The following is a 16,187-nucleotide window of genomic DNA, read 5'->3' as shown; positions in this document are numbered from 1 at the left end:
TAGCCGTCACAGGTGGACGGCAAACAAACCCGGTCCAGCAGCTGAGACCGAATAGTCCGAACCCGGGTTCGGCTAGTCTTTTCAGGATCCCCATTCACCCCCGGAGCGCCTCTTGACCTCGCCCAGCCCCGCCCCCGTGCTGCCGCTCGACCTGGAGGCGGTCCGCGACCGGGTGAACTCCGCGCTCGCCCGCTTCATGGCCGAGCAGCACGCACTGCTGAGCTCGATATCCCCGGACCTGCTGCCGGTCGCCGAGGCACTGCGCGACTTCCTGCTGGACGGCGGCAAGCGGCTGCGGCCGGCCTTCTGCTACTGGGGCTGGCGGGGTGCGGGCGGCGCGGCGGACAGCGAGGGGATCGCCGGGGCCGCCGCGGCGCTGGAGCTGCTGCAGGCCAGCGCCCTGGTGCACGACGACCTGATGGACCGCAGCGACACCCGCCGCGGCCTGCCGTCGATGCACCGCCGGTTCGAGGCCCGGCACCGCGCCAGCGGCTGGCGCGGCGACCGCGAGCAGTACGGGGCCGGCGCCGCGGTGCTGCTCGGCGACCTGCTGCTGATCTGGTGCGACGAGCTGTTCGTGCGCTGCGGCCTGGAGCCGGCGGCGGTGCTGGCCGCCAAGCCGGTCTTCGACCTGATGCGCACCGAGGTGATGGCCGGCCAGTACCTGGACGTGCTGGAGCCGGTGGCCGGCGACTCCATGGACGAGCTGGCGCTCACCCGGGCGCAGACCGTGCTGCACTACAAGTCGGCGAAGTACACCATCGAGCGGCCGCTGCAGGTGGGCGCCCGGCTGGCCGGTGCGTCCGACGAACTGGTCGCCGCCTACGGGGCGTTCGGGCTGCCACTGGGCGAGGCGTTCCAGCTGCGGGACGACCTGCTCGGTGTCTTCGGCGACCCGGCGGTCACCGGCAAGCCCGCCGGCGACGATCTGCGCGAGGGCAAGCGCACCCTGCTGGTGGCGCTGGCGCTGCGCGGCCTGGACCAGGTGGACGCCAAGGAGCTGGACAGCCGGCTGGGCGCCCCCGGGCTGACCGGCGAGGAGATCGCCGAGCTGAGCGCCCTGGTGGCGCGCAGCGGCGCCGCCGAGCAGGTGGAGCAGCGGATCGAGCAGCTGATGGCCGAGTCGCTGGGCGCGCTGGAGGCGGCTCCGCTGGCGGACGAGACGGCCCGGCAGGCGCTGCGGGCGCTGGCCGAGGCCGCCACCGTGCGGCGGTACTGACCAGCCGCCTCCCGGAGAGTGACCTGGCGGGCCGTCAACTATCGTGAACGGCCCGCCAGTTCACAGAAACGTTCAGCCTGCCGCGCGCAGTCGCCGGGCCAGCTCGGCGGCCGCGGCTCCCGGGTCCTCGGCGGCCGTGATCGCGCGGACCACCACCACCCGCCGAGCGCCGGCGGCCAGCACCTGGTCCAGGTTGCCCAGGTCGATCCCGCCGATCGCGAACCACGGCCGGTCACTCCGCTGCCGGGCCGCGTACTCCACCAGGCCCAGCCCGGGGGCCGGGCGGCCCGGCTTGGTCGGGGTCGGCCAGGTCGGGCCGGTGCAGAAGTAGTCCACACCCGGCTCGGCGATCGCGGCGGCCACCTCCGACTCGGCGTGGCAGGACCGGCCGATCAGCATCTCGTCGCCGACGATCGCCCGGGCGGCCGGCACCGGCAGGTCGTCCTGCCCCAGGTGCAGCGCCTGGGGGCGAGCGGCGTGCGCCACATCCGCCCGGTCGTTGACGGCGAGCAGCTTGCCGTGCCGGGCCGCGGCGTCCGCGAACACCTCCAGGGCGGCCAGCTCCTGGCGGGCCTCCAGACCCTTGTCCCGCAACTGAACGATGTCCACGCCGCCGGCCAGCGCCGCGTCCAGGAACTCGGCCAGGTCGCCCTGCTCGCGCCGGGCGTCGGTGCACAGGTAGAGCCGCGCGTCGGCCAGTCGGGCACGCAGGTCCGGGGTCACAGTGAGAGCGCCTGGGCGCGGCGCTTCACCTCGGTCCCGCGGTTCTCGCGCAGCGCCTGGATCGGGCTGCCGGGCAGCGACGGGTCCTCGGTGAAGAGCCACTCGAGGATCTCCTCGTCGTTGAAGCGCCCGTCGCGCAGCACCGTCAGGGTGCCGGCCAGGTGCTTGACCAGGCCGTCGTCCTCGATGAACGCGGCCGGCACCTGCAGCGCGTTGTTGGGGCCGCGGCGGACCGCGATCAGCTTGTGGTCCTTGACCATCTGGCGGACCTCGGTGACCGCCACACCCCAGCGCTCGGAGATGTCGGGCAGGTACAGCCACTCGGGAACGAGCCGCTCAATCATGGATTCCGTCTCACTACTCACGGCACCAGCCTGCCATCTATCCGGCCGCGCTCGCACCAACCCCACACGTCAGGCGGCGATCGCCGCCTTCAGCGGCACCTCGGGGTCGCCCGCCAGTGCGGGGTCGACCGCCACCGCCCGCTCGATCAGCCGCCGCCCCTGCGCCAGGTCGCGCGGCCGGTCCACCGCCAGCAGCGCGGTCGGCACCCCGTCGCGCAGCCAGAGCGCGCTCCAGGACGCCTCGGCGGGCGAGCCGCGCCAGAGCAGCCGGTCGCCCGCCGCGTGCCGGCCGGCGTACTGCACCATCCGCCCGAACTGCTCGGACCAGAAGTACGGCACCGGGTCGTAGGGCGCGTCGCCGCCGAGCAGGCCCGCGGCCACGGCCCGTCCGGAGTGCAGCGCGTGGTCCCAGTGCTGCACGGTGATCCGCTCGCCGAACCGCGCCGACGGGTAGCTCGCGCAGTCGCCGGCCGCCCAGACGCCGGGCAGCGAGGTGCGCAGCCGGTCGTCGGCGAGCACCGCGCCGGCCGCGTCCAGCGCGATTCCGCTGCCGGCCAGCCAGGCGGTGTCGGGGCGGGCGCCGATGCCCACCACCACCTGGTCGGCGGCGAGCTCGGTGCCGTCGGCGAGCCGCACCGCGCCCGGTTCGACGGCGGCCACCGCCGCGCCGAGCCGCAGCTGAACGCCGGCCTCCCGGTACCAGTCGAGCATCGGCTCGGTCAGTGCGGCGGGCAGCGCACCGGGCAGCGGCGTGGTGGCGGCCTCCAGCACGGTCACCTCGCAGCCGAGCTTGCGGGCCGCGGTGGCGGTCTCGGCGCCGATCCAGCCGGCGCCGATCAGCACCAGCCTGGTTCCGGGCCGCAGCACCGCACGCAGTGCCAGCGAATCGTCGATGGTGCGCAGCAGGTGGGCGTCGGCCGCGCCGGGCAGCGACGCGGCCCGGGCGCCGGTGGCGATCACCAGGTGGTCGTAGCCGACCGGTCCGGCGTCGGTGTGCAGGGCTCCGTCGGCCAGTCCGGTGGCGGTGCGGCCGGGCAGCAGCTCCACGCCGAGCTGGTCCCAGTCCAGGTCGAAGGCGGTGGTGTCGGCCTGGCCGAGCAGCACGTCCTTGGAGAGCGGCGGGCGGTCGTAGGGCCGGTGCGGTTCCGCGCCGACCAGGCTGACCGGCCCGCGCCAGCCGCCCTCCCGCAGCGCGATCGCGCACTGCGCCCCCGCCATTCCGGCGCCGACGATCACCACCCGCTCATCCGTCACCGGGCCACTGTAGCGAGCGGGCGGCGCCCGGCCCACGGTCGGCCTTCAGCCCGGCGCTCACCCGGCGTTATGGTGGGGTCATCCTCACGGGAGCCCGGCGCACCGGGCTGAGAGGCGGGCTGCGGCGGCCTGCGACCGTCCGAACCTGATCCGGGTCATTCCGGCGAAGGGAGACATGGTCTTGGCGTGCTCGAAATCCCATGACGACGTCGTGGTGATCGGCGGCGGCATCATCGGTCTCGGCCTGGCCTGGCGCGCGGCCCAGCGCGGCCTGTCGGTCACCGTGGTCGATCCCGCCCCCGGCGGCGGCGCGGCCCGGGTGGCGGCCGGCATGCTGGCCCCGGTCACCGAGCTGCAGTACGGCGAGGAGCCGCTGCTGCACCTCGGGATCGCCTCCAACACCCGCTACGCGGACTTCTGCAAGGAGCTCACCGCGGCCACCGGCCTGGACACCGGCTACCGCGCCACCGGCACCCTGGCGGTCGCGCTGGACGCCGACGACAAGGCCGAGCTGAGCGAGCTGCACGCCTTCCACCAGCGGCTCGGCCTGGACTCGCGCTGGCTGACCGGCCGGGAGGCCCGCAAGCTCGAACCGATGCTGGCCCCCGGCGTGCGCGGCGGCCTGCACGTGGCCGACGACCACCAGGTGGACGGGCGGCGCCTGTCGACCGCGCTGCTGCGCGCCTGCGAGCTGGCCGGCGTCACCCTGCACCGGGCTGAAGCGGTGGAACTGCTGGTCGAGGGCGACCGGGCGCACGGCGTCCGGTTGAGCACCGGCGAGCGGGTGACCGGCGAACAGCTGGTGCTGGCGGCCGGCGCGCGCAGCCACCAGCTGCCCGGCCTGCCCGACGGCGTGCTGCCCGCGATCCGCCCGGTCAAGGGCCAGATCCTGCGGCTGCGGATCCCGCCCGCCTACGGCCCGTTCCTGTCCCGCAACGTGCGCGCCGTGGTCCGCGGCGGCCACCTGTACCTGGTGCCGCGGGCCGACGGCGAGCTGGTGATCGGCGCCACCGTCGAGGAGCAGGGCTACGACACCACGGTGACCGCCGGCGGTGTCTACGAGCTGCTGCGCGACGCCCACGAGCTGGTCCCCGGGATCACCGAGCTGCCGCTGGTGGAGAGCTCCGCCGGTCTGCGACCCGGCTCCCCGGACAACGCCCCGCTGCTCGGCCCCACCGCGCTGCCCGGCCTGGTGGCCGCCACCGGCCACTACCGCAACGGCGTGCTGCTCGCCCCGGTGACCGCCGACCTGATCGCCGAGTACCTGGCCACCGGCACCGTCCCCGCCCTCGCCGCCCCCTTCTCGCCCAGTCGCTTCGCCAGGAGCCCCCGATGAACCAGATCCCCCTGACCGTCAACGGCGAGCCGCGCGAGGTCTCCGACCTCGCGACCCTCGCCGAGCTGGTCGCCGAGCTGAGCACGGCCCCCACCGGGGTGGCCGCCGCCGTCAACGAGACGGTGGTGCCGCGCGGCGCCTGGCCCGGTACCCGGCTGGCCGCCGGGGACCGGGTGGAGATCCTCACCGCCGTGCAGGGAGGCTGACGACATGGCCGACACTGCGCTTGTCACGCTGGAAGACGGTCTGATCATCGGTGACACCACCTTCAGCTCCCGGCTGATCATGGGCACCGGCGGCGCGCCCAGTCTGGAGGTGCTGGAGCAGGCGCTGATCGTCTCCGGCACCGAGCTGACCACGGTGGCGATGCGCCGGGTGAACGCCGACACCCAGGGCTCGGTGCTGGACGTCCTGGTCCGCAACGGCATCCGGGTGCTGCCCAACACGGCCGGCTGCTTCACCGCCGGGGAGGCCGTGCTGACCGCCCGGCTGGCCCGCGAGGCGCTCGGCACCGACTGGGTGAAGCTGGAGGTGATCGCCGACGAGCGGACCCTGCTGCCCGACCCGATCGAGCTGCTGGACGCCGCCGAGACCCTGGTGGACGACGGCTTCACGGTGCTGCCGTACACCAATGACGACCCGGTGCTGGCCCGCAAGCTGGAGGACGTGGGCTGTGCGGCGATCATGCCGCTGGGCTCGCCGATCGGCTCCGGCCTCGGCATCCGCAATCCGCACAACTTCCAGCTGATCGTGGAGGGCGCCGGGGTGCCGGTGATCCTGGACGCCGGTGCGGGCACCGCCTCCGACGTGGCGCTGGCCATGGAGCTGGGCTGCTCGGCGGTGATGCTGGCGTCCGCGGTCACCCGGGCGCAGCAGCCGGTGCTGATGGCGGAGGGAATGCGCCGGGCCGTCGAGGCCGGGCGGCTCGCCCACCGGGCCGGGCGGATCCCGCGCAGGTTCCACGCGGAGGCCTCCTCGGCGATGGCCGGGCGCGCCGACCTGGACCACCGGGAGCGGCCGGCGTTCTGACGACGGGTCGGGGCGGCCGGGGCGCGGCCGTACCGAACGATGACGTCAGGGTCACCCAACCGTGCCCTGGCCGCCCCTAGACTCCTCGGGTGGACATGACGCTGAACGATTCCTTGATCGGATCGCTCCTCGACGGCCGGTACCGGGTCGAGGAGCGAATCGCGGTGGGCGGCATGGCCACGGTCTACAAGGGCACCGACACCCGGCTGGACCGGGTGGTGGCGCTCAAGGTGATGCACCCGCAGTTCGCGGGGGATCCGGCGTTCGCCGAGCGGTTCATCCGCGAGGCCAAGGCGGTGGCCCGGCTCTCGCACCCCAATGTGGTCAACGTCTTCGACCAGAGCGCGGACGGCGGCAACGCGTTCCTGGCGATGGAGTACGTGCCGGGCCGCACGCTGCGCGAGGTGCTGGCCGACCGGGGCGCGTTCTCGGTGCGGGCGGCGCTGGACGTGATGGAGCCGGTGCTGGCCGCGCTGGGCGCCGCGCACCGGGCGCACCTGGTGCACCGGGACGTCAAGCCGGAGAACGTGCTGATCACCGACGGCGGCCTGGTCAAGGTGGCCGACTTCGGACTGGTCCGGATGACCACCCAGTCGGAGCCCTCGGACTCCAGCACCACCACGCCCGGCCTCATCATGGGCACGGTCTCCTACCTGGCGCCGGAGCAGATCCAGCCGACCGGCCCGACCGACCAGCGGGTGGACGTCTACGCGGCCGGGATCATGCTCTACGAGCTGCTGACGGGCAGTAAGCCGTATGTCGGCGAGACCCCGATGCAGGTGATCTACCGTCACCTGCAGGAGGACGTACCGCCGCCGTCCCACGCGGTGCCGGGCCTGCCGCCGGAGCTGGACGCGATAGTGGCCGCCGCCACCGCACGGAACCGGGATGCCCGGCCGTGGGACGCGGTCGAGCTGCTGGCCGCGCTGCAGCGGCTGCGCCGGGGCCTGACGCCGGCGCAGCTGGACGCCGAGCCGCCGGCCTCCACCCACCAGGCGCCGCGGTTCGCCGCCACCGAGGCCACCTCGGTGCTGCCCTCCCCCAGCCTCCGGCCGGGGGTACCCCCAGCACCGCCAGCGGCCGAGCACACCGCCGTGCTCACCCCGCAGCGGCCGGGGCCGCCCCCGCTGCTGCCGAAGCGGCCGTACAACGAGCCGCCGCCGGTCCGCAAGCCGATGTCGCCGCGGTCCCGGCGCTCGGTGGTCTGGGGCGGGGTGCTGGCCGCCGTGGTCGCGGTGGTCGCCGTCCTCACCTATCTGCTCTCCGGGGCGGTCTACGCCGTGGTGCCGAGCGTGCTCGGCCAGACCCAGACGCAGGCCGCCGCCACCCTCGGCGGGGCCGGCCTGCGGGGCAGCTTCAGCCAGGCGTACAGCGAGACGGTGCCGACCGGGCAGGCGATCAGCAGCGACCCCGGGGTGGGTCAGAAGATCCGCAAGAGCGACGCGGTGAAGGTCGTGATCTCCAAGGGTCCGGAGCGGATATCCGTGCCGGACGTCACCGGCAAGCCGCTCGACCAGGCCAAGCAAGCGCTCACTCAGGCCCGGCTCACCCCGGGCAGCACCACCGAGGACTACAGCCCGACCGTGCCGCAGGGCTCGGTGATCTCCACCACGCCGGCCGCCGGACAGCAGCTGGCGGTGAACGCGGCGGTCTCGCTGCTGGTCAGCAAGGGCGCCCCGCCGGTGCCGGTGCCGGACGCCACCGGGAAGCCGGTGGACCAGGCGCAGTCGCTGCTCACCGGGGCCGGCTTCAAGGTGGCCCTCGCCGCCGACCAGGCGTACTCGGACACCGCGCCCGCCGGGTCCGTCGCCTCCCAGGACGTCACGGGCACCGCCTCGCCCGGCACCACGGTGACGCTGACGCTGTCCAAGGGCCCGCAGCCGGTGCCGGTGCCCGATGTGAGCGGCATGAGCCAGTCGGACGCCACCAAGGCGCTGGCCGCGGCCGGGTTCAAGGTGAAGACCAGCGGCCTGAACTTCTTCGGGCTGAGCAGCGTCTCCTCGCAGTCCCCGACGGCCGGCACCATGACGCCCAAGGGCAGCACGGTGACCATCATCTTCTGACGTTTGACGTTCGGACGTTCTGACGTCCTGATGTCTGGCGGGACGCGGGGGCGGCCGGCCGTTCAGCTGAGCGGGCCGTCCCCCGGCTCCTCCTGGTAGGTGTAGCGCTGCTCGCGCCAGGGGTCGGCCAGGTTGTGGTAGCCGCGCTCCTCCCAGAAGCCGCGCCGGTCGGCCGTCATGTACTCCACGGCCCGCACCCACTTGGGACCCTTCCAGGCGTACAGCCCGGGGACGATCAGCCGGACCGGGAAACCGTGCTCGGCGGTGAGCGGCTCGCCGTCGTGGTGGGTGGCCAGCAGGGTCCGCGGGTCGGCGAACGCGGCCAGCCGCAGGTTGGCGCTGTAGCCGTACTCGGCCCACACCATCACATGGGTGACATCGGCGGCCGGCGGCACCAGGTCCAGGAGGGTGGCGCCGGCGACTCCGCTCCACTCGTTGTCAAGCATCGAGAAGCGGGTCACGCAGTGGAAGTCGGCGCGCACGGTGGCGCGGGGCAGCCGGTGGAACTCCTCGTGGTTCCAGCTGTGCTTGGCACCGGAGGCGGTCGCCCCGAACACCTGGAGGTCCCAGGTCAGCGGCTTGAACCGGGGGATCGGGCCGTAGTGCAGCACCGGCCAGCCGCGTTGCAGGCGCTGTCCGGGCGGGAGCCTCGGGTCAGGCGGCTGCGCTGCTGCTTGCTCGGACCGACCCATGGCTCCATGGTGACAGACGGCGGGCGCCGATCGACGCGCGCCCCTTCCCGGCCCTGCGCGCCCCCGCGGCTGCCGCAATAGCCACGAAATCGGGCAATCCGACACAGACCCGAGTGAGTGTGAACTTACTGGAAAAACCACTCATGGCGATGCCACGATGCGTCCCACCACCGCGTCCGGCGCTGCGTGCACCCATCGAGGGCAGGAAGGCACACCATGAAGGGCGACCCCGAGGTCATCGAGTTCCTCAACGAACAGCTCACCGCCGAGCTGACCGCCATCAACCAGTACTTCCTGCACTCGAAGATGCAGGACCACTTCGGCTGGACCAAGCTCGCCGCCTTCACCCGGCACGAGTCCTTCGACGAGATGAAGCACGCCGAGGTGCTCACCGACCGGATCCTGCTGCTCGACGGACTGCCCAACTACCAGCGGCTCTTCCACGTCCGGATCGGCCAGACGGTCAAGGAGATGTTCGAGGCCGACCGGCAGGTGGAGGTCGAGGCGATCGACCGGCTGCGCCGCGGCATCGTGGTGATGCGGGCCAAGAACGACGTCACCTCGGCCAACATCTTCGAGTCGATCCTGGCCGACGAGGAGGACCACATCGACTACCTGGACACCCAGCTGGAGCTGGTGGAGAAGCTCGGCGAGGCACTCTACCTGTCGACGCTGATCGAGCAGCCCGAGGAGAGCTGACCGGTCAGGCGGCCCGCGAGCCGGCCGCCCGGACCGGCTCGGCCGTCGGGATCGCCTCGGGGGTCGGGATCGGCTCGCGGGTCGGGATCGGCTCGGGGGCGTTGCGCGGGTCGAGTCCGGGATCGGCCAGCCCGAGCTTGGCGGCCAGCCGGGCGGTCGGGCACGGGCGGGCGCCGTGCTCGCCCAGCAGGGCCTGGATCCGGCGGACGCAGGAGCCGCAGTCGGTGCCGGCCTTGCAGCCCTGGGCGACGATCTGGCGCGGCGAGTTGGCGCCGGCATCGATGGCGCGCTTCACCTGGTCCTCGGTGACCGCATGGCACATGCACACATACATCGCGGTCTCTCCCAGGTGGTGCGGGGCGCCGTGGCGCCGGTGAGCTAAGGCTTACCTTACCGAACTGCTGGACGGTACGAGAAGGCCCTGCCCCCGAACGGGGACAGGGCCTTCGTCACACTCCGGGTGCCTCAGTGCTCGCGGTACATCTCCGCGACCAGGAAGGCCAGGTCCAGCGACTGGCTGCGGTTGAGCCGCGGGTCGCAGGCCGTCTCGTAGCGCTGGTGCAGGTCGTCGACCAGCACCTCGTCGCCGCCGCCGACGCACTCGGTCACGTCGTCACCGGTCAGCTCCACATGGATGCCGCCCGGGTGGGTGCCGAGCGCGCGGTGCACCTCGAAGAAGCCCTTGACCTCGTCCAGCACGTCGTCGAAGCGGCGGGTCTTGTGCCCGGTCTCCGCCTCGAAGGTGTTGCCGTGCATCGGATCGCAGATCCACACCGGCTGCGCCCCGCTGGCCGTGACCTTCTCCACCAGCTCCGGCAGGCGGTCGCGGACCTTGCCCGCGCCCATCCGGGTGATGAAGGTGAGCCGGCCCGGCTCGCGGTCCGGGTCGAGCCGCTCGATCAGGGTCAGCGCCTCGTCGACCGAGGTGGTCGGGCCCAGCTTGACGCCGATCGGGTTGCGGATCCTGGACGCGAACTCGATGTGCGCGTGGTCCAGCTGGCGGGTCCGCTCGCCGATCCAGACCATGTGGCCCGAGACGTCGTAGAGCTCGCCGGTGCGCGAGTCCACCCGGGTCAGGGCGGTCTCGTAGTCCAGCACCAGCGCCTCGTGCGAGGAGTAGAACTCGACGGTGCGGAACTCCTCCGGGGTGACCCCGCAGGCCTGCATGAAGTTCAGCGCGTTGTCGATCTCCTTGGCCAGCCGCTCGTAGCGCTGACCGGCCGGCGAGTTGCGCACGAAGTCCTGGTTCCAGGCGTGCACCTGGCGCAGGTCGGCGTAACCACCGGTGGTGAAGGCGCGGACCAGGTTCAGGGTGGCGGCGGAGGCGTGGTACATCCGCTTCAGCCGCTCCGGGTCCGGGCGGCGGGCCTCGGGGGTGAACTCGAAGCCGTTCACCGAGTCACCGCGGTAGACCGGCAGGGTCACGCCGTCGCGGGTCTCGGTCGCCTTGGAGCGCGGCTTGGAGTACTGGCCGGCGATCCGGCCCACCTTGACCACCGGGACCGAGGCCGCGTAGGTGAGCACGGCGGCCATCTGCAGCAGGGTCTTGAGCTTGTTGCGGATGTGCTCCGCCGAGACCCCGTCGAAGGCCTCCGCGCAGTCACCGCCCTGCAGCAGGAAGGCTTCGCCACGCGCGACGGCACCGAGCCGGGCGCGCAGCTGGTCACACTCGCCGGCGAACACCAGCGGCGGATACGAGGCGAGTTCCGTAAGGGCGTTGCGCAGCGCCTCCGGGTCCGGCCACTCAGGCTGCTGCGCCGCGGGCAGGGACTGCCAGGGGAAGGCTGTCCTAGATGTCTCAGTTGTCACGGTCACGCAGCCAAGGCTACGGGGTGCGTCGACCGATTTACGTCGCCCAACCACGTAGTGAGACGCGATGTGGACGATTCCTCCCGCACGGCTCACCTGGGGAGCCGATCCGCTATGGTCCTTTCCATGACCGCGCCGCACACCTTCTCCTGGTGGTGGACCATCCCCCGAGGTGGCCCACGGATCGCGCGTTCCCAGTAGACGACACGACGGCCGCCCTCGGGCGGCCGTCGGTTTTTCCGGCACCTGCGGCCCGCCCGGTGGAGCGACCTTGATCCTCGGAAAGAGGTTGCAGATGAACAACTCCGCCGCTGCCCTGCTCGCCCGCCTGACCGCCCCCGGCGCGCCCGCCTTCGCCCTGCTGCACCGCCGCACCCCGCGGCTGGCGCCCGACACCGTGGAGCTGCTGATCGGCGAGGTCGGCCGGTACCAGACGCTGGCCGAGCTGCCGCTGCCGACCGGCGCCCCGGCCGACGGCCGGCCGCGCCACGACCTGCTGGCGCTGGTCCCGTACCGGCAGCTGAGCGAGCGCGGCTTCGAGGTGCACGACGACGGCACCCCGCTGCAGGCGCTGGCGGTGACCGAGCAGTACGCGCTGCCGCTGGCCGAGGTGCTGGCCGCGCTGCCGGACCTGCCGGTGGCGCTGACCGACGGCGCCTTCGACATCGACGACGAGGAGTACGCCGGGATCGTCCGGCGGGTCATCGAGGACGAGATCGGGCGCGGTGAGGGCGCCAACTTCGTGATCCGGCGCGACTTCCGCGCCACGCTCCGGGACTGGTCCCCCCAGTTGGGGCTGAGCCTGCTGCGCCGGCTGCTCTCCCAGGAGCGCGGCGCCTACTGGACATTCCTGGTCTCGACCGGCGAGAGGCTGCTGGTCGGCGCCTCCCCCGAGGTCCACGTCCGGCAGAGCGGCGGCACCGTGGTGATGAACCCGATCTCCGGTACCTACCGCTATCCGGCCGGCGGCCCGACCCTCGACACGCTGCTCCAATTCCTGCACGACCCCAAGGAGTTGGAGGAGCTCACCATGGTGGTCGACGAGGAGCTCAAGATGATGTGCGCGGTCGGCGACCTCGGCGGCCAGGTGCTCGGCCCCCGGCTCAAGGAAATGGCCCATCTCGCCCACACCGAGTACGAGTTGCGCGGCCGCACCTCGCTGGACGTCCGCGAGGTGCTGCGCGAGAGCATGTTCGCGGCGACCGTCACCGGCAGCCCGGTGCAGAACGCCGCCCGGGTGATCCGCCGCTACGAGACCTCGGGCCGCGGCTACTACGCGGGCGCGCTGGCGCTGATCGGGCGCTCGGCGGGCGGCGGCCAGCAGTTGGACTCGCCGATCTGCATCCGCACCGCCGACATCGACCCGGCCGACGGCTCGCTGGTGGTGCGGGTCGGCGCCACCCTGGTGCGGCACTCCGACCCGGCCTCCGAGGTGGCCGAGACGCACGCCAAGGCCGCCGGGGTGCTGGCCGCGCTCGGCGCCCGGCCGGCCCCGACCCGGCTGCCCGGCCACGGCACCGCCCCCCGGCTCGCCGAGAACCACCGGGTGCAGGCCGCGCTGGACGCCCGACGGGCCGGGCTGGCCCCGTTCTGGCTGCGGATGCAGCAGCCGCTGCCGCCGGCGCAGCCCGAGCCGACCCTGGTGGTGGACGGCGAGGACACCTTCACCACCATGCTGGCCCATCTGCTGCGCTCGCTCGGCCACCGGGTGGAGGTGGTCCGGTTCGACGCCCCCGGCCTGCGCGAGCGGGTGGCCGCCCACACCGGGCCGCTGGTGCTGGGGCCCGGCCCCGGCGACCCGGCCGACGCGGCGGACCCGAAGATGGCGGTGCTGCGGCCGGTCGTCGCCGAGGCGCTGGCGGCCGCGCTCTCCGGCAGCCGGCAGGCGCCGCTGCTCGCGGTCTGCCTCAGCCACCAGCTGCTCTGCGCCGCCCTGGGCCTCGACCTGCACCGCAAGGCCCAGGTCTACCAGGGCACCCAGGAGCAGGTCGACCTGTTCGGCACGCCGCGCACGGTCGGCTTCTACAACACCTTCACCGCCCGCTGCACCGCCGACGGCCTGGCCCGACTGGCCGCCGGCGGCATCGAGGTGGCCCACGACCCGGCCACCGGCGATGTGGTCGCGGTGCGCGGCCCGGGCTTCGCCGGGCTGCAGTTCCACCCGGAGTCGGTGCTCACCCTTCAGGGCCCGCAGATCGTCGCCGACCTGCTGAGCTCGCGTCAGGCCTCGTCCAGTCCCTGCTCGATGGCATAGCGGACCAGCTCCACCCGGTTGTGCAACTGCAGCTTGCCCAGGGTGTTCTGGACGTGGTTCTGCACCGTGCGGTGCGAGAGCACCAGCCGCTCGGCGATCTGGCGGTAGGACAGGCCCTTGGCCACCATCCGCAGCACCTCGGTCTCCCGCGCCGTCAGCCGGGGCACCGGCGGCTCCCCCCGGTCCGGACCGGCGGGGGCCGGCGCGGCGGCCAGTCGGCGGAACTCGCCCAGCACCAGGCCGGCCAGGCCGGGCGTGAAGACCGGGTCGCCGACCGCCGTGCGCCGCACCGCGTCCAGCAGTTCGTCCCGGCCGGCCGATTTCACCAGGTAGCCGGTGGCCCCGGCCTTCACCGCCTCCAGCACGTCCGCGTGCTCCCCGCTGGCGGAGAGCACCAGCACCCGCACCGCCGGGTCGGCGGCCACCACCTGGCGGCAGACCTCGACCCCGGGCAGCCCGGGCAGGTTGAGGTCGAGGACCAGCACCTGCGGCGCCGCCGCCTTGGCCCGGCGCACCGCCTCCGGCCCGTCCGCCGCGGTCGCCACCACCTCGAACCCGGCGTCCGCCAGGTCGCGGGCCACCGCCTCGCGCCACATCGGGTGGTCGTCGACCACCATCACCCGCAGCCCGTCCATCGCCGTCAGCCCTCCCTGGGCACCGTCAACTCGACCTCCACGCCCTCGCCGGGCGCCGAGTGAAAGCTCGCCGTGCCGCCCAGATCGCGCAGCCGGCCCTCGATCGACTGGACCACCCCGAGCCGCCCGGCCGCGCGCGCCTCGGCGAGGCGGCCCGGCGCGAACCCCGGGCCGTCGTCGCGGATCGAGACGGTCACCGCCTCGGGCTCGTCCTCCAGCAGGATCCAGGCCCGGGCCGCGTCCCCCGCGTGCCGCCGCACGTTGTCGACGGCCGCGCCGACCGCAGCGGCCAGCTCCGCGGCCGCCTGGGCGGGCAGCAGCACCTCGGTGGCCGGCGCGGCGACGGTGATCCGCTCGTCGCCGAACGGCGTCAGCAGCTCCCGCAGATCACGCGGCCCGTCCGCCGGCTCGCCGTCGCGCTGCCCGGGCAGCGGCCCGCCCGTCATCAGTGCGCGCAGCGCCCGCTCCTGCTCGCCCGCCAGCCGGCCCAGCTCGCCGGGCACTTGGCGCTGGGTCAGGGCCAGCACCTGGAGCACGCCGTCGTGGATGTCCCGGGAAAGCCGCTCCCGCTCCCTGGTCGCGGCCTCCAGCTTGAGCGCCTTGGTGAGGGTGGCCTCGCTGGCCCGGGCCAGCTCGATGACGTAGCCGATCGCGCAGCCGGCCACCAGCAGCAGCACGCAGTTGTGCACGTTGTCGCCGGTGATCCCGCCGTGGCCGAGCAGGTTGGCGGCGCCGATCACCAGGCCCGCGGTCACCGCCGGGCGCCAGCCGCCCTTGGCCGCGCAGCCGAGCACGGTGCCGGCCGCCCAGATGGTGGGCAGGGTGAGGGAGCCGGCCGCGATCCGCTGCGGGGTGTCGATCTGCCCGCTCAGCACCACGCCGTAGACCGCGATCCCCAGGTCGACGGCGAGCACCGGCCAGAACAGCCGGGTCGGGCTGCCGAACGCGCGCAGCGTGGCCAGCGTCCAGACCACCAGGCCGCCCAGGTAGATCCAGCCGGGGACCGGGTGGGCGAAGTGGCGGTAGGAGGCGCCGTACCGGGCCAGCGCATAGCCGAGCGCGAGCACCCGGAAGACGCTGATCGCCCGCCACAGCGGCAGCTCCACCGACATCCCGCCGGCCGCCACCGCCCCGCTCGCGCCACTGCGCAGCTCGGCCATCGCCGCCCCGCCCCCGTCCCCGTCCCCCGATCGCGGACCTAGCCCTTGCCGTCCTGCTCTGAATCCTGGGCCTTCTCGGCCTCGGCCTGGGCCGCCTTCTCGGCCGCCTGGCGCTCCTTCTCGGCGGCCCGCTCGGCCCGCTGCTCGGCCCGGCGCTCGGCCTCGGCGCGCTTCTTCTCGTCCGCGATCTGCCGCTTGGCGGCGGTCGCGTAGATGTCCACGTACTCCTGGCCGGACAGCCGCATGATCTCGTACATCACCTCGTCGGTGACCGAGCGCAGGATGAACCGGTCGTTCTCCATGCCCTGGTAGCGGGAGAAGTCCATCGGGCGGCCGATCCGGATGCCCGGGCGGACCCCGAAGTTGGGGATCACCTGGCCGGGCGGCTGCACCTTCTCGGTGTCGATCATCGCGACCGGGATCACCGGCGCGCCGGTCTGCAGCGCGACCCGGGCCAGGCCGCCGACCTTGCCGCGGTAGAGCTTGCCGTCGGGCGAACGGGTGCCCTCGGGGTACACCCCGAACAGCTCGCCGCTGTCGATCACCGCGATGGCGCTGCGGATCGCGGCCTCACCGGCACCGCGCACCCCGGAGCGGTCCACCGGCAGCTGGCCGACGCCCTTGAAGAACGCCGCGGTCAGCCGGCCCTTGAGGCCCGGCGTGTTGAAGTACTCGGCCTTGGCGATGAAGGTAACTCGACGCTTCATCAGTGCAGGCAGGAAGAAGGAGTCCGAGAACGACAGGTGGTTGCTCGCGATGATCGCCGGCCCCTCGTCCGGGATGTTCTCCATTCCTTCCGTCCACGGCCGGAAGAAGATCCGCAGCATCGGCGCGACGATCATCTTCATCAGTCGGTAGAACAACCCGGACCTCCTGTGTTGCAGACCGGTCGATCCTAATGCCCCGATCGCGCGTCGGACGCACCCGAGGGGGTGCGGCGTCCACGAGGTCTGTACGCCCGCCCCGTGCC

16 protein-coding genes and 1 riboswitch are annotated in these 16,187 nt (G+C 73.3%); of the genes, 7 read left to right on the top strand and 9 right to left on the bottom strand.

The genetic code is table 11. The annotated features are described in order from the left end of the window. The first annotated feature begins 112 nt into the window (after positions 1 to 112). Positions 113 to 1,219 carry a polyprenyl synthetase family protein gene (locus P3T35_RS05595; protein ID WP_280704430.1) on the top strand — a complete coding sequence of 369 codons (1,107 nt, stop codon included), beginning with the start codon at positions 113 to 115 and terminating at the stop codon, positions 1,217 to 1,219. Positions 1,220 to 1,291: 72 nt separating this feature from the next. Here the strand turns inward: P3T35_RS05595 and thiE are convergent, their stop codons facing one another. The 3 genes from thiE to P3T35_RS05580 all read right to left on the bottom strand — a co-directional run bounded on the left by thiE (position 1,292) and on the right by P3T35_RS05580 (position 3,504). Continuing rightward, a complete protein-coding gene (gene thiE, locus P3T35_RS05590) occupies positions 1,292 to 1,942 on the bottom strand; it encodes a thiamine phosphate synthase (protein ID WP_101379950.1) in 651 nt (216 codons plus the stop codon). Then, positions 1,939 to 2,286, bottom strand: a complete 348-nt coding sequence (locus tag P3T35_RS05585; protein WP_101379951.1) for an Rv2175c family DNA-binding protein — start codon at positions 2,284 to 2,286, stop codon at positions 1,939 to 1,941. The genes thiE and P3T35_RS05585 overlap by 4 nt, the downstream gene beginning before the upstream one ends. Positions 2,287 to 2,355: 69 nt before the next feature. Further along, entirely contained in the window at positions 2,356 to 3,504 is a 1,149-nt protein-coding gene (locus P3T35_RS05580) for an FAD-dependent oxidoreductase (RefSeq protein WP_101384956.1), read from the bottom strand. A gap of 112 nt (positions 3,505 to 3,616) precedes the next feature. After that, positions 3,617 to 3,729, top strand: a riboswitch (TPP riboswitch). Here P3T35_RS05580 and thiO point away from each other — a divergent pair. The 4 genes from thiO to pknB all read left to right on the top strand — a co-directional run bounded on the left by thiO (position 3,722) and on the right by pknB (position 7,968). Next, positions 3,722 to 4,876, top strand: coding sequence for a glycine oxidase ThiO (thiO, locus tag P3T35_RS05575; RefSeq protein ID WP_280704425.1), 1,155 nt, complete (start codon positions 3,722 to 3,724; stop codon positions 4,874 to 4,876). Its footprint overlaps the riboswitch before it by 8 nt. Continuing rightward, positions 4,873 to 5,082 carry a sulfur carrier protein ThiS gene (gene thiS / locus P3T35_RS05570; RefSeq protein WP_180356411.1) on the top strand — a complete coding sequence of 70 codons (210 nt, stop codon included), beginning with the start codon at positions 4,873 to 4,875 and terminating at the stop codon, positions 5,080 to 5,082. Before thiO ends, thiS begins: the two co-directional genes overlap by 4 nt. 4 nt (positions 5,083 to 5,086) lie before the next feature. Continuing rightward, entirely contained in the window at positions 5,087 to 5,905 is an 819-nt protein-coding gene (locus tag P3T35_RS05565) for a thiazole synthase (protein ID WP_101379953.1), read from the top strand. A 95-nt stretch (positions 5,906 to 6,000) separates the two neighbouring features. Then, a complete protein-coding gene (gene pknB / locus P3T35_RS05560; RefSeq protein ID WP_280704478.1) occupies positions 6,001 to 7,968 on the top strand; it encodes a Stk1 family PASTA domain-containing Ser/Thr kinase in 1,968 nt (655 codons plus the stop codon). Positions 7,969 to 8,030: 62 nt separating this feature from the next. Here the strand turns inward: pknB and P3T35_RS05555 are convergent, their stop codons facing one another. Continuing rightward, positions 8,031 to 8,660, bottom strand: a complete 630-nt coding sequence (locus P3T35_RS05555; RefSeq protein WP_101379955.1) for a sulfite oxidase-like oxidoreductase — start codon at positions 8,658 to 8,660, stop codon at positions 8,031 to 8,033. Between the two features lie 216 nt (positions 8,661 to 8,876). On the opposite strand from P3T35_RS05555, the gene bfr reads away from it, so the two are divergent. Then, positions 8,877 to 9,359, top strand: coding sequence for a bacterioferritin (gene bfr / locus P3T35_RS05550; protein WP_101379956.1), 483 nt, complete (start codon positions 8,877 to 8,879; stop codon positions 9,357 to 9,359). Positions 9,360 to 9,363: 4 nt separating this feature from the next. Here the strand turns inward: bfr and P3T35_RS05545 are convergent, their stop codons facing one another. Next, positions 9,364 to 9,693 (bottom strand): (2Fe-2S)-binding protein, encoded by a 330-nt coding sequence (locus tag P3T35_RS05545; RefSeq protein WP_101379957.1) that lies wholly within the window; start codon positions 9,691 to 9,693, stop codon positions 9,364 to 9,366. A 131-nt stretch (positions 9,694 to 9,824) separates the two neighbouring features. Then, positions 9,825 to 11,174, bottom strand: a complete 1,350-nt coding sequence (locus tag P3T35_RS05540) for a 3-deoxy-7-phosphoheptulonate synthase class II (protein WP_101379958.1) — start codon at positions 11,172 to 11,174, stop codon at positions 9,825 to 9,827. Positions 11,175 to 11,463: 289 nt separating this feature from the next. Between P3T35_RS05540 and P3T35_RS05535 the strand changes: the two genes are divergently transcribed. Then, positions 11,464 to 13,422: an anthranilate synthase family protein gene (locus P3T35_RS05535; RefSeq protein WP_101379959.1), complete on the top strand. Its 1,959-nt coding sequence runs from the start codon at positions 11,464 to 11,466 to the stop codon at positions 13,420 to 13,422. Here the strand turns inward: P3T35_RS05535 and P3T35_RS05530 are convergent. The 3 genes from P3T35_RS05530 to P3T35_RS05520 are packed head-to-tail and all read right to left on the bottom strand — an operon-like array spanning position 13,389 to position 16,065. Beyond that, on the bottom strand, positions 13,389 to 14,057 hold the full coding sequence (locus P3T35_RS05530) for a response regulator transcription factor (RefSeq protein ID WP_101379960.1): 669 nt from the start codon (positions 14,055 to 14,057) through the stop codon (positions 13,389 to 13,391). The two genes, P3T35_RS05535 and P3T35_RS05530, sit on opposite strands and share 34 nt — an antisense overlap. 5 nt (positions 14,058 to 14,062) lie before the next feature. Continuing rightward, a complete protein-coding gene (locus P3T35_RS05525; protein ID WP_280704418.1) occupies positions 14,063 to 15,217 on the bottom strand; it encodes a DUF5931 domain-containing protein in 1,155 nt (384 codons plus the stop codon). A gap of 38 nt (positions 15,218 to 15,255) precedes the next feature. Next, entirely contained in the window at positions 15,256 to 16,065 is an 810-nt protein-coding gene (locus P3T35_RS05520) for a lysophospholipid acyltransferase family protein (protein WP_101384959.1), read from the bottom strand. Positions 16,066 to 16,187: the final 122 nt, after the last annotated feature.

Source organism: Kitasatospora sp. GP30 (genome assembly GCF_029892145.1).
GTDB classification, from domain to species: domain Bacteria; phylum Actinomycetota; class Actinomycetes; order Streptomycetales; family Streptomycetaceae; genus Kitasatospora; species Kitasatospora acidiphila.
This window is presented reverse-complemented; position numbering and strand designations above follow the sequence as displayed.